The 12,389-nt window shown below is 60.9% G+C and carries 12 protein-coding genes and 1 tRNA gene; 4 read left to right on the top strand and 9 right to left on the bottom strand.

The window, feature by feature from the left end; genetic code table 11:
- Nucleotides 1-55: 55 nt before the first annotated feature.
- On the bottom strand, nucleotides 56-847 hold the full coding sequence (gene trpA, locus V6N02_RS12805) for a tryptophan synthase subunit alpha (protein ID WP_371225997.1): 792 nt from the start codon (nucleotides 845-847) through the stop codon (nucleotides 56-58).
- A gap of 177 nt (nucleotides 848-1,024) precedes the next feature.
- Here trpA and V6N02_RS12800 point away from each other — a divergent pair, with 177 nt between their 5' ends.
- The gene (locus tag V6N02_RS12800) at nucleotides 1,025-1,852 is read left to right on the top strand and encodes a PhzF family phenazine biosynthesis protein (protein ID WP_371225996.1); all 828 of its coding nucleotides are present in this window, start codon (nucleotides 1,025-1,027) and stop codon (nucleotides 1,850-1,852) included.
- A 63-nt stretch (nucleotides 1,853-1,915) separates the two neighbouring features.
- On the top strand, nucleotides 1,916-3,013 hold the full coding sequence (gene ychF / locus V6N02_RS12795; protein ID WP_371225995.1) for a redox-regulated ATPase YchF: 1,098 nt from the start codon (nucleotides 1,916-1,918) through the stop codon (nucleotides 3,011-3,013).
- Nucleotides 3,014-3,136: 123 nt separating this feature from the next.
- Here the strand turns inward: ychF and V6N02_RS12790 are convergent, their stop codons facing one another.
- Nucleotides 3,137-4,900 carry a helix-turn-helix domain-containing protein gene (locus V6N02_RS12790; RefSeq protein ID WP_371225994.1) on the bottom strand — a complete coding sequence of 588 codons (1,764 nt, stop codon included), beginning with the start codon at nucleotides 4,898-4,900 and terminating at the stop codon, nucleotides 3,137-3,139.
- 162 nt (nucleotides 4,901-5,062) lie between these two features.
- Here V6N02_RS12790 and V6N02_RS12785 point away from each other — a divergent pair, with 162 nt between their 5' ends.
- A complete protein-coding gene (locus V6N02_RS12785; protein WP_371225993.1) occupies nucleotides 5,063-5,218 on the top strand; it encodes a hypothetical protein in 156 nt (51 codons plus the stop codon).
- Between the two features lie 65 nt (nucleotides 5,219-5,283).
- Nucleotides 5,284-5,373 (top strand) — tRNA-Ser (locus tag V6N02_RS12780).
- Between the two features lie 128 nt (nucleotides 5,374-5,501).
- Here the strand turns inward: V6N02_RS12780 and V6N02_RS12775 are convergent.
- The 7 genes from V6N02_RS12775 to V6N02_RS12745 all read right to left on the bottom strand — a co-directional run bounded on the left by V6N02_RS12775 (nucleotide 5,502) and on the right by V6N02_RS12745 (nucleotide 12,344).
- A complete protein-coding gene (locus V6N02_RS12775) occupies nucleotides 5,502-6,539 on the bottom strand; it encodes a trans-3-hydroxy-L-proline dehydratase (protein ID WP_371225992.1) in 1,038 nt (345 codons plus the stop codon).
- 156 nt (nucleotides 6,540-6,695) lie between these two features.
- Nucleotides 6,696-8,090: an FAD/NAD(P)-dependent oxidoreductase gene (locus V6N02_RS12770; RefSeq protein ID WP_371225991.1), complete on the bottom strand. Its 1,395-nt coding sequence runs from the start codon at nucleotides 8,088-8,090 to the stop codon at nucleotides 6,696-6,698.
- Entirely contained in the window at nucleotides 8,077-8,391 is a 315-nt protein-coding gene (locus V6N02_RS12765) for a (2Fe-2S)-binding protein (RefSeq protein ID WP_371225990.1), read from the bottom strand. The genes V6N02_RS12770 and V6N02_RS12765 overlap by 14 nt, the downstream gene beginning before the upstream one ends.
- The gene (locus V6N02_RS12760) at nucleotides 8,366-9,466 is read right to left on the bottom strand and encodes an NAD(P)/FAD-dependent oxidoreductase (RefSeq protein ID WP_371225989.1); all 1,101 of its coding nucleotides are present in this window, start codon (nucleotides 9,464-9,466) and stop codon (nucleotides 8,366-8,368) included. The genes V6N02_RS12765 and V6N02_RS12760 overlap by 26 nt, the downstream gene beginning before the upstream one ends.
- Before the next feature lie 62 nt (nucleotides 9,467-9,528).
- Nucleotides 9,529-10,527 carry a TRAP transporter substrate-binding protein DctP gene (dctP, locus tag V6N02_RS12755; protein ID WP_371225988.1) on the bottom strand — a complete coding sequence of 333 codons (999 nt, stop codon included), beginning with the start codon at nucleotides 10,525-10,527 and terminating at the stop codon, nucleotides 9,529-9,531.
- A 39-nt stretch (nucleotides 10,528-10,566) separates the two neighbouring features.
- Nucleotides 10,567-11,877 (bottom strand): TRAP transporter large permease, encoded by a 1,311-nt coding sequence (locus V6N02_RS12750; RefSeq protein ID WP_371225987.1) that lies wholly within the window; start codon nucleotides 11,875-11,877, stop codon nucleotides 10,567-10,569.
- Nucleotides 11,874-12,344 (bottom strand): TRAP transporter small permease, encoded by a 471-nt coding sequence (locus V6N02_RS12745; RefSeq protein ID WP_371225986.1) that lies wholly within the window; start codon nucleotides 12,342-12,344, stop codon nucleotides 11,874-11,876. The genes V6N02_RS12750 and V6N02_RS12745 overlap by 4 nt, the downstream gene beginning before the upstream one ends.
- Nucleotides 12,345-12,389 lie beyond the last annotated feature (45 nt).

Genomic DNA, 12,389 nt, shown 5'->3' with positions numbered 1-12,389 from the left:
AAATTGGTTATATTTCTTTACCAATTTATCCGCTGCAATGCAACAACCCGGTTTGTCAGGCCGAATGCGCCCCATCAGCCAGCGTTTTGACAAAGCCAAGCACCTCATCCACCGGCTTGCCTTCGCCAATCATTGCCACAATGGCCGAGCCCACAACAGACCCGTCTGCCACACTGGCAATCGCGCGGGATTTTTCGGGAGTGTTGATGCCAAAGCCCACGATCACAGGCAGGTCGGTGGCGGCTTGAATCCGCGCCACTTCCGGGCCCACATCCGTGGCCTGCGCCTCGGCGGCACCGGTGATCCCGGTGATCGAGACATAGTAGACAAAACCCGACGTGTTGGTCAGCACCTTGGGCAGGCGTTTGTCATCCGTGGTGGGCGTGGCTAGCCGGATGAAGTTCAATCCTGCCTTCTGGGCCGGGATGCACAGTTCGTCATCTTCTTCGGGGGGCAGGTCCACCACGATCAGCCCGTCGATCCCAGCGGCCTTGGCATCGGTTAGAAATGCCTCGACACCGTGGTGATAGATCGGGTTGTAATAGCCCATCAGCACGATGGGTGTCGTGTCGTCGCCCTTGCGGAACTCGGTTGCCAGCGCCAACGTCTTCTTCAGAGTCATACCGCCTTCCAAGGCGCGCTGACCGGCCAGCTGGATCGTGGGGCCATCGGCCATCGGATCGGTAAAGGGCAGGCCCAATTCGATCACATCAACGCCGGCACCCGGCAGGCCTTTGACCACCTCCAGCGATTTCTCGTAGTTCGGGTCCCCTGCCATCACATAGGCCACAAAGGCCTTCTTACCGTCTGCGCGCAGTTGGGCGAATTTGCTGTCGATGCGTGTCATCACTGTCCCCGGAATAACCTTGGGCACGGTTTGGCGAAAGATGGCGGGGAAATCAATGGGGGCGGCCAGATTTTGCGCCTCTCATCGCGCTAACGAATGGGGCGCATCACAAATCACGGTTTGCCAGCGGCTCACCCACCAAGCAGGATCAGCGCCACCGCGAAAAGGAGAGGCAAGATGGACATCCAACGACTGGCAGCATTCACCAAGGACGGGCAGGGCGGCAACCCCGCCGGGGTCGTGATCGGCGATCAGATGCCCGATGCCGAACAGATGCAGCGTGTCGCCGCCGAGGTTGGGTATTCAGAAACCGCCTTTGCTGCCCGGCAGGGCGAGGCATTTCGTGTCAGGTACTTTGCCCCCCAGGCTGAGGTGCCGTTTTGCGGCCATGCGACCATTGCACTTGGTGCGGCCTTGGGGGCCGCCTTTGGCGCCGGGAGCTATCCATTGGTTCTGAACGAGGCCGAGATTTCGGTGCGCGCTTTTCAGGAGGGCGATGCCTGGGGCGCCGAACTCACTTCGCCCCCCACATCTCATCAGGCGCTGACCCCGGATGTCCTGACCCGCGCGCTTGAGGTGTTTGGCATTGCCCAAAGCGGTCTGGATAAGGATGTTGGCCCTGCGCGGATCAATGGCGGTGCCTCGCATCTGCTGATCCCCGTGGCGACCCACAAGCTGTTGCAGGATATGTCTTATGATTTTGACACCGGGGCGGCGTTCATGCAGGACGAACAGCTTGTCACCGTCAATCTGATCTGGCGCGAAAGCCCGGCCCGGATTTACAGCCGCAATCCCTTTGCCGGGCATGGCGTCTACGAAGATCCGGCCACCGGGGCGGCCGCAGCGGCACTGGCGGGCTATTTGCGCGATGCCGGGATACAAGACACCCCGTTTGAGGTGATCCAAGGGGTTGAAATGGGTCGCCCGTCGCGCCTTGGCATCACGCCCCGGGACGGGCAGGGAGCCCCCATTGAAATCGCCGGGCTGACAGCGCCGGTAGGATAGCGGGCCTTGCGCCGGTGACGGACTGCCCATAGAAGCAGCGCAACTCAGCGAAAGAGGTGCGCTATGGGCTTTAAAATGGGTATCGTGGGTCTGCCGAATGTGGGCAAATCGACCCTGTTCAATGCATTGACCAAGACCGCTGCGGCGCAGGCGGCGAATTTCCCGTTTTGCACGATTGAGCCCAATGTGGGCGAAGTGGCGGTGCCGGACGAGAGGCTGGACAAGCTGGCCGCGATTGCCTCGTCCAAGCAAATCATCCCGACGCGCATGACCTTTGTCGATATTGCGGGCCTGGTGAAAGGGGCCAGCAAGGGCGAAGGGCTGGGCAATCAGTTTCTGGCCAATATCCGCGAGGTCGACGCGATCGCCCATGTGCTGCGCTGTTTCGAGGATGGCGACGTCACCCATGTGGAGGGGCGGGTTGACCCGGTCGCCGATGCCGAAGTGATCGAAACCGAGTTGATGCTGGCCGATCTGGAAAGCATCGAAAAGCGCCGCGCCGGTCTGGTGCGTAAGCTGAAGGGCAATGACAAGGAAGCGGTGCAGCAGGATCGCCTGCTCGCCGCCGCGCAGGCCGTGCTGGAAGAGGGTGCCCCGGCGCGCGTGGTGGATGTGGATGCCGAGGATGCCAAGGCCTGGAAAAACCTGCAATTACTGACGACTAAGCCGGTTCTCTATGTGTGTAATGTCGATGAGGGGTCCGCCGCTGAAGGCAATGATTTCTCTGCCAAAGTGCAGGAAATGGCCGCAGCGCAGGGCAATGCCGCCGTCATCATATCGGCGCAGATCGAGGAAGAAATCAGCCAGCTTGAGCCGGATGAAGCCGAGATGTTCCTCGAGGAAATGGGCCTGAAAGAAGCGGGCCTTGATCGTCTGATCCGGGCAGGTCATGCGCTGTTGAAACTGGAAACCTATTTCACCATCGGCCCGAAAGAAGCCCGCGCCTGGACCATCCGGACCGGCACGCTGGCCCCCCAGGCCGCGGGCGTGATCCACGGCGATTTCGAACGCGGCTTCATCCGGGCCGAAACGGTCGCCTATGATGATTTCATCGCCTGCAACGGCGAACAGGGTGCCAAGGAAGCGGGCAAAATGCGGGCCGAGGGGAAGGGCTATACCGTCAAAGACGGCGACGTTCTGCACTTCCTGTTCAACACCTGATTTGGGGGTTGGCGTGCCGGGGTGAACCCCGGCCTACGGCAGGAGGTGTCCGGGGGGCAGGTCGCAGGTTTTGTACAATTTGGGGTAAACTCAGAGGGGCTGAAACCCAATTTGTACAGAATGTCAGATGCCTGAAATCGACGAGCGGGCCTCGGTGATCCGGGCAAGCAAGTCGTCGCAGCGGTCATCCAGATACTCGTTAGCCGTAGTCATGATTGATTTCGCTTCGGACAAGTAAGCCTCGGCCTGATCCAGATGTTTTGGGTCGGGGTCGAACGCGAACCGATCCAACGCCAGTTCGCCAAGCCCGCCGATGGTATCGGCCCAATGGTAAGGCGCGTTTTCCGGGGTAGTAATTGTCAGCGCATTTTTGTAAGCGGCCTCGGCGTCGTCAAAGACGGTTGGAGTATTCTCCAATCGAGCGAGGCTGCGTAGGGCGATCGCCAAGTTATGATTGGAGTTAGCCCAATTCACTGGCGTCTTGTACTTGCTGCGGACGGTCAGGGCAGTGCGGTGGGCGTCGATGGCTTGTTGCAGGAGATCGGGGTTGTTTGTGCGGTCGCCCATTTCTTGCAAAGCATTGCCTAGATTGCTCTGGGAAGTTGCCCAGTCCTCTGGGGTCTTTTCCTTGCTTCGAACGCTCAGGGCGGCGTGGTGGGCTGCGATGGCTTTTTGCAGGAGATCGGGATCGTCCGTGCGTTTGCCCAAGCCTTGCAAGGCACTGCCGAGATTGTTCTGGAAACTTGCCCAGTCCTCCGGCGTCTTGTCCTTACTGCACACGCTTAGGGCGGCGTGGTGGGCGACGATGGCTTGCCGCAGTTTTTCCAGGTCGGTAGCCCGTTCACCAAGTTTGGCCAGGGTACTACCGAGATTGCTCTGAATGATACTCCAGTTCTCCGCGTCGCCGGATTTCGAAAAGGTCTTCAGTGCCGTGCGGCAAGCTTTTTCAGCCCCCTCCAGATAGGCCGTATCGGAACTACGCTCGCCCAAGGCCAAACGGCAACTCCCGAGACTGCTAAGAGCAGCCCCTTTCTGCGAACCTTTGGCCCGCTTCAGGTTGCGGTTGGCCAGCACCAGTGCGACGCGCAGATCAAACGGATCGCCCTGCGTTTCCCCGCGGCCTCTCCATTCGATCAGGAGGTCCTGTGTTGCCCGCCATACCCCACCAGCCGGGGCGCGGCGCATGAGGTCGCGGATCATATGGTCGGCTGCTGCGGCGGGATCGTTGCGCAGCCGGTCCTGATCCAGCCGTCGCGCCAATAGCGCCTTTGCCTGTTGATCCATCCGGTCCTGTTCGGCCTTGTGCACTTTGAGCATCCGGCGCTCTTCGGCTTCGAACAGGCCGTCTGCCTTTTCCAACTCACCTTCGGCATTCAGCTTGGCCACCTCGGCCAACACCGAGTTCAACTGGCTTCCGGTGTTATCCGAGGGCATTTCCCCCCGCTTGCGAATGTTTTCGGCGGCTTCCAACGCCTTGCGCAGGCCGACATAAGCGGTTTGCAGATCGAGGTATTTGCCACCCGCGAATTCATAGGCCAGCGCGATCATGAGGGTTTCGCCCATTTGAGGGGCGTGCTCGTCCTTGTTGGCGCGTGACAACATGCGCTCAACATCCCGGTCGACCTTTTCTTCATCCGGTTTGGAGGTGTCCGGCGGCGGGGCCATATGAGCCGCCTTCACGACCTCTTCGGGCAGGCTCAGCGCTTGATCGAACTTGTCGATGGTTTCTGGCGACAGGTTGCGCAGGCCCTTTTCGACCTGCCCGACATAACCCTTGCGCGCGCCATTTCCGAGCGCCTTGTCAGCCAGTTTTTCCAGATTCCAGCCACGACCGATTCGTGCCTGACGGATGGCAAATCCCAGCTCTTGCCATGCGTTAAATGTCATTCGGTGTCACTCATGATCACCTGATGTCGCTTGATGTTCCTCGGTCGTGTCCCCGGGTGTCATCGGCGTGCTCTACGGCGATCTCCTTTGCTCTTAAATTATCTCGTGTCGACAACGCTTTAACCCAAGGCGGGCCCGCCACATTCAAAAGGAGACTATCCGATGATGTGGCTGATACAACCCCTGATGGCATGGCTGCAAACGCCTGAGACTGCCAACCTGATCTTCGCAGCGCTGAGCTTTCTGGCTGCTTATGGCTGCTGCCCGCGTCGCTGCGCGGTGCTGACCGGACTGATCTATCTGGTGCTGGTTCTGTGAAATTCGGCGGGCATGGGCGGAATCTGCTCTTGCCCCCGCTTTGCACCATCGCTAAACGGGTCGGCGGAGACGTGGCCGAGTGGTCGAAGGCGCTCCCCTGCTAAGGGAGTAGGCCCGGAAGGGTCTCGAGGGTTCGAATCCCTTCGTCTCCGCCACCTACCTTTATTCAATTATGTTCGATACTGCTCAGTCCCGTATCGGGCTGTCGTTGTTGGCTTATGTGCCCCGGAGGATGTAGGCCCCCCGGTCTTGAACGCCTTACGGGCTTTGAGCACAGGCAGGCTTACCGGTCTTTCAGGTCGGGCCAGGTGTCACTCAGGCGGTAGCCCTGGGGCCATGGATCATCCGGGTCGAGCATGTGCTGATGTGTGCCCGTGATCCACGCGCGGCCGGTGATTTCGGGGATGATCGCCGGGGTGTCGCCCAGTGTTGTCGTGTCGGCAATCCGGCCGTGGAATTCGGAGTTGATGATGGACCTTGCGGTAAACGTCTCGCCGACCTGCATGTCGCCCCGCGCGTGCAGAAGCGCCATGCGCGCCGAGGCCGCGGTGCCGGTTGGTGAGCGGTCGATTTTACCCGGCTGGATTGCGACAGCGGCGGATGTGGTCAGGTGAGTGCCCTCGCGTGTGACTGGCCCGGCAAACAGGCAGAACGAGAAATGCGTCCAGTCTGCGTTGGTCGGATGACTGAAGGACAGTTGCGCGTTGGCGGCGTTGGTGATGGCCACACCCAGTTCGGCCAGCGCCCGGGCCTCGCGCGGGACCAGTTCGAACCCAAGGGCCGCGGCATCGACCACGACAAAGCTGTCACCGCCAAAGGCCGTATCAACCGTGATCTGACCAATCTCCGGAACATTCAGGGAGGCGTCCAGCGCAACCGCGAATGATGGAAGGTTCCGGACAGTGATGCGTTCGGCCTTGCCGTTGCGGCACTCGGCGCGCACCCGTACCAGGCCACCGGGGGCCTCCAATGTCATCTCGGTGACCGGCTCGGTCATGGGAATGATGCCGCTGTCCAGCAACACCGTTGCGACGCAGATTGAATTGGAGCCGGACATGGGTGGCGTGTCTTCGGGCTCCATGATGATCCAACCCATCTGGGCCTCGGGGTGCACCGGGGGCACCAACAGGTTCACGTGGCGAAACACGCCGCCGCGCGGTTCGTTCAGCATGAAGTTGCGCAGGGTCTGATCCCTGGCAATCCACGTGCGTTGTTCCCAGAGCGTCTTGCCCGGTGGCGGGGCCACGCCGCCGACAATGACGTCGCCGACTTCGCCTTCGGCGTGGCAGGATACGACGTGAATGGTTTTTGTGCTTCGCATGTCTGACATCCTTCCCGAAGGCGTTAGGCTTGAGACTTCGGACACCATTTAAGGCGAAACGCGCGCGTCATACATCGGTTTTACGGCGGTTCGTGAAAATCTGTGAAGCGGGTTCGTCGCGGGGCCACACGCCGTGGTGGTGATCGACGCGTTGTCCTACTCTGCCTTGTCCGGTGCAGGGTGATCCATGGCTGCCAGTTCCCCAAGTGTGACGGGCTTGAGGGGCGGGCGGATGCGATAGTACCCGGTTTCATCCGGTGTCTGGGCGTTGGTTTCGCTCAACAACGCGGTCACGGTTAACCCGCAATACCGGCCTTGGCACGGTCCCATGCCCGCGCGTCCGAAGGCCTTGGTCTGGTTTGGCCCAATACATCCCAGCTTGGCATAGCCGCGAATATCTCCGGCGGTCACCTCTTCACAGCGGCAGATCATGGTGCTGTCGGCCGGGCGCAGGGCCTCGCCATAGGGAGGATAGGCCGCGTCAAGGAACGGGCGGGCCGCCATTTCCCTCGATAGCACCGTGCGAAGGGGGGCTGCCTTGTGATCGCGTTCGGATGCGGAAAGTTTGCCATTGCCTTCGGCGATTTTCAATGCTGCCAGCCGCCCGGTGTGCTCTGCTGCCTTTGCCCCGCCGATCCCGGCGCCATCCCCGGCGATAAAGACCCCTGCGACATCACTTTGGCCCCATTTATCCAGTATCGGAACAAAGCAACCCTGTGTGGCGTGCCATGCATGAGAAATCTCCAGAGATCGCGCGGTCTGGGTGTTGGGCACCACGCCGTGATGCAGGAATACTGTCTCGCAGGCGATGCGCTGTGTGTGCCCTTTATGCGTAAAGCTCACGGCCTCGGCCCGGCCATCGCCCTGAATGGCAATACCGGTCGCGCCGGTGAAACGAGGCACCCGGGCGCGTTTGATTTCGGCCAGCATTTTCAGACCCTTGGCCATGTAGGGCCAGCCGCGCAAGGCGCCGCCCAGATGCCGTGCCGCGCGGATCATGTCGCCCCGTGTCTGGGTCTCGACCATCGCCGCTGGCGGGGTGCCGGCGCGGACCATCTGTGCCGCGATCAGGTAGAGAAGCGGGCCTGACCCAACCAGAACGGCATTTCGGGCCAGAACACCGGATTGTTTCAATAGGATTTGCCCGGCCCCCGCGGTCATCACGCCGGGAAGGGTCCAGCCCGGCAGTGGCATGGGGCGTTCCAGCGCGCCTGTGGCCAGCAGGATGTGATCGGTATTGATCTGAGCGCTGCGACCGCCGCGCGTGTAGGAAATCCGAAAGCCTTCTTCTATGGCCCAGACCACTGCTCCGGTGACGTGATCAATCGCGTCGTGGCGCAATCCGGCGGTCAGCGCGGCCCCTTGGGTGTAATCCTTGCCCAGGATGCTGCCCCGGATGGACGATACCCTGTCCACGTCGCGGTAGATTTGCCCGCCGGCACGGGGTTGTTCGTCCAGAACGGTCACACCGAGTCCCAGGTCAGCCGCCTGCGCGGCGGCGGCCATACCTGCGGGGCCAGCCCCGATGATAACAAGATCACGTTTGGGCATCTTGGGCCTCTGCGTCATGGTCGTGCGGTCGCGTGATCTGCAGGCCTTCGCTGACCTCGAGCATGCAGGCCTGCTGCACCACGCCATCAATTTCAATCAGGCAGTCAAAACAGGCGCCCATCATGCAAAACGGGGCGCGCGGTGCACCGGAAACCGGGGTGTGCCAGAACACGTCCACGCCGGCCGCCAAAAGCGCGGCAGCGAGGTTCGCGCCCTCGGGCAGGTGCAGTGTCTGACCAGCGAAGGACACGTCGACGCGCGGAGCGTCGTCAAGCTCAAGAAATGTCGAAGCGGGATTCACTGAACACCTCCAGATCCGGTGCGGTTGCGCCACCTTCCAGCCAGTCGGGCAGAAGGCGGGCATGGGCCGCAGCAAGGGTGATGCCACTGTGGCAGGTCACCAGATACGCGCCCGGCATGGTGGCGCTTTCCTGATAAATGGGCAGCCCGTCGGGCGACAGAATGCGCAACGCACTCCAGCTGCGGACAAGCTGCGCCTTGGCCAAAGCGGGATAGGCGGCAATCGCCTCGGCAGCGAGACCGGACAGGCCCGGTTGCGTGACCCGATCATCAAGGCCGACCTCTTCATTCGTGGCGCCGATCTGGATGCCGCCTTCATCCACCTGTCGCGCGATCAGCGAGGGGCGGTTGATGATCTTGGGCAGTTTCTCGGTAATCAGAACCTGTCCGCGCTGGGGGTGGATGGGGGCCTTGAAGCCCATCTTCGGACCCAATTGCGCCGCGCCCAGCCCGGCAGACAGAACCACCTTGCCGGACCCGATGATTGTCCCGTCACCACAGGTGATGCGGAACCCGTCTGGTTTGGTGACCCCGGTCACGGTTTTGCCGGTCAGCACACGCCCGCCCATGCGCCGGACATCCGCCGCCAGCGCCATCAGCAAGCGGAGCGGATTGGCGTGGCCGTCCTGATGATGCAGGATCGCGCCGACGACCTTTGGACCGATATGCGGCTCTTCCTTGCGCAGCGCGTTATGGCCCAGTACGTCGTATGGATAGTCGCCATCCAGCCGTTGTTTCAGTTTCTCGTATTTCTCGACCGTGTCTTGCAGCGTTTCTTCCGAGAAATGCAGATCATAACCACCGTTTTGCTCCAACGGCACGGCCTTGCCTGTGTTGGCGCCCAGTTCGTCGGCGAACTCGGCCCAGATGGCAGCGGATTGCTGTGACCACTCAGCATAGCGGGGTTGGTTCATCCCCTTGGATTGAACCCAGACGAGACCAAAGTTGCCCCGGCTTGCCCGGAATGACCCGTCATCGCCGTCCAGAACCGTCACGCTCAGCCCGCGCCGGAGCAATCCCCAGGCGACAGAGAGGCCAACCACGCCTCCTCCGATGATGGCATAATCGGTGTCCATGACCCTATTCCACTGGTGAGAAAGGCGTCAGGGCGACCGTGCCGCCCTGACATGGTTTTGGCTCAGTTGCCGGCGGCGGCGACTTTGTCGAGGATCGCCTGACCCCACTCGGCACCCACATCTTCCAGAACGGCGGGCCAGACATCGGTGCGGACCTTTTCGGCCATGGCTGCCAGATCTGCGTCGGTAAGCTCGGCCACGGTGGCCCCAAGTTCATCGACAAGGCGCTGTTCGTTGCGGCCCTGATCCTCTTCGGCCACGCCCCAGCGGGTTGTTTCAAACGCGGCGGCCTGTTCCTTGAGGGCGGCCTGATCTTCGTCGGACAGCTCTGCAAGGCTGCCGTTCGAGATGATCATGTACCAGACCTCGAAATGAGTGTTGGCGGGGATGTATGTCTTGGTGACATCGCGGAAGGACGCGTAGTAGCCTTCTGCGCCCGAGCCGATCACACCATCCACAACGCCGGTCTGAACGGCGGTGAAGGCTTCCGAGAAGGGGATCGGGGCGGGAATGTATCCAAGGGCTTCGCCGGTCAGCTGAAAGCTTTTGATGCCGGGCACGCGGACTTTGATGCCGTTCGGATCAACCGATCCTGCATTGGGATTATCGACATTCAAAGAGATGCCGCCGAAGTAAACCGGGTAGGCGGCCAGCATGGTGATGTCCTGCTCGGCATAAAGCCCTTCCATCACTTCGCTCACGACACCGCCGGGGCCATAGACCGCGCGGGCCTGATCCCAGTTGCCTGCCAGATAGGGGAAGGAACTGATCTGCATCCGGCGGTCTGCGGCCGTGGCAGCGGGTTGTGTGGCCATGTCGATGGCACCGACGCTGATCCGTTCCTGAACCGTGGTATAGTCGCCAAGGGCGGAGGCCGGGAACAGGTTGACCGACACCTCGCCGCCGGTCGCCTCGGAGACAGCAGCGGAAAAGGCGCGCAGCTCTACATCAATCGTGGCGTCCTGCGGGCGCACGTGGCTCATTTTCAGATCGGCGGCGCTGGCGTAGCTGCCAAGCGCCATCAGGGCTGCGGTGGCGGTTGTCAGGAAGGCATGTTTCATTGGGACGTCTCCTTGTTGAGGTGTTGGGGTTGAGTGCGTTCAGGGCGCGATGTCGTAGCCGAAGAAACGCGGTAAAAAGAGCGAGAGATCGGGCCAGAGCGAGGTCAGGAAGACCACCGGCACATAGCCAAACAGGATCAGTTTCATGGCGGGCGGGATGACCTTGGTCACCTTCACATTGCCGATCCGCGCACCGAGATAGAGGATCGAGGCATAGGGCGGTGTCACGCCGCCCATCGCGGTGTTGACGCCCATGATCGCGGCAAATTGCACCGGGCTGACGCCAATCGCGTTCATCAGAGGCAAAAGCAGGGGGGCAATCAGGATGATCGCGGTCACGTCATTGACCACCATGCCGACCAGGAACAGCATGATATTGATCATGATCAGCAGCAGAATCTTGTTCTCCGTGATCGAGAAAATGCCCTCGACCAGTTGCTGGGGGATGCTTTCATAGACGAACATCTGGCTGAGGATCATCGAGAACAGGATCATCATCATGATTGCGCCCACGGCTGTGGCGGCCTCTTTCCCGGCGGACAGGAAGTTCTGCCATTTCAGCCCTTTATAGATCAGGAAGCCCACGGGAATGGCATAGATGACAGCCACGGCGGCGGCTTCGGTCGGGGTCATGATCCCGCCATAGATGCCGCCAAGGATGATCACCGGCATCAGCAGTGCGGGGAAGGCATGAAACCCGCGCCGCGCCACTTCGCCCGACAGTTCGGAAAACGACGGCTTTTCGTCCAGAACAAGGTCGAACTTACGCGACATGAACAGGTTGATCACCGAAAAGGATGTCATGATCAGCAGGCCCGGCCCCAGCGTGGCCAAAAAGCAGGCCAGGATTGATGTATCCGTGACCCAGCCATAGACGATCATGGTCACCGAAGGCGGGATCAGCAGGCCGAGGATCGAGGAATTGGCAATCAGGGCCGTGGCGTATTCACGGGGATACCCACGTTTTTCCATCTCGGGGATCAAAAGTGGGCCGATGGCCGCAATGCCGGTCAGGCCGGAACCCGAAATCGCGCCAATCACGGCGCAGGACACCGCCGCCACGACTCCAAGCCCGCCGCGGACATGACCGATGAACGCGTTCACAAAACGCAATAACGACGCGGCAATCCCGCTTTCGGACATGATCGTTCCGGCGAGAACGAACAGCGGAATGGCCAGAATGACCGGGTTGCCCAGTTGCTGGAACCCCCACAACATCATGCCTTTCATGGTCACGTCGCCAAGGAAATACATCACCATCAGCGCCGCACCAAAGCAGTAGGGCAGGGGCACCCCAAGGGTAAGCGTGATCACCAGAAGGGCGATGGCAAGAAGGGCGATCTCGATCATGCCGGTTCTCCCGTGCGCAGGCTGCGAATGTGGCGCACGAGGTGCCACGCGGTGTAAATCATCATCAGGGCAAGGCCGATCAGAAGCGCGACGTCTGAGTAGAAGGTGGGGATGTAGAGTGTCGGGCTTTCGCGCCAGACACGCCAGGCATATTGCGTGTAATCCCAGGCCCAGCTCAGCAGCCAAAGACCGACGGTCAGGCTGATAATCTCGCCGATGATGGCAAGGATCGTGTGGCCGCGCGGGGTTTGGATGAAGATTTCCAGCACGTTGGCGCGGATATGCGTGTTTTCCCGCGACGCGTTGACCGATCCGAGAATGTAAAGCCACAGGGTCGGATAAAGCATGGTTTCCTCAAGCCCCATGACAGGCACTTGCAGGACATACCGCGTGATGACCTGCACAAACTGGCCCAGGGCCACGGCGCAGATCAGGGCTGTTAGCAGGTATTTTGCGAATGTATCCATCTGTCCCCCCGGACCAGCGCGTTTTGTTGAATGCGCTTTGAGGAC

This window comes from Roseovarius conchicola (assembly GCF_041403425.1).
In the GTDB taxonomy this organism is placed as follows: Bacteria; Pseudomonadota; Alphaproteobacteria; order Rhodobacterales; family Rhodobacteraceae; genus Roseovarius; species Roseovarius conchicola.
This window is presented reverse-complemented; position numbering and strand designations above follow the sequence as displayed.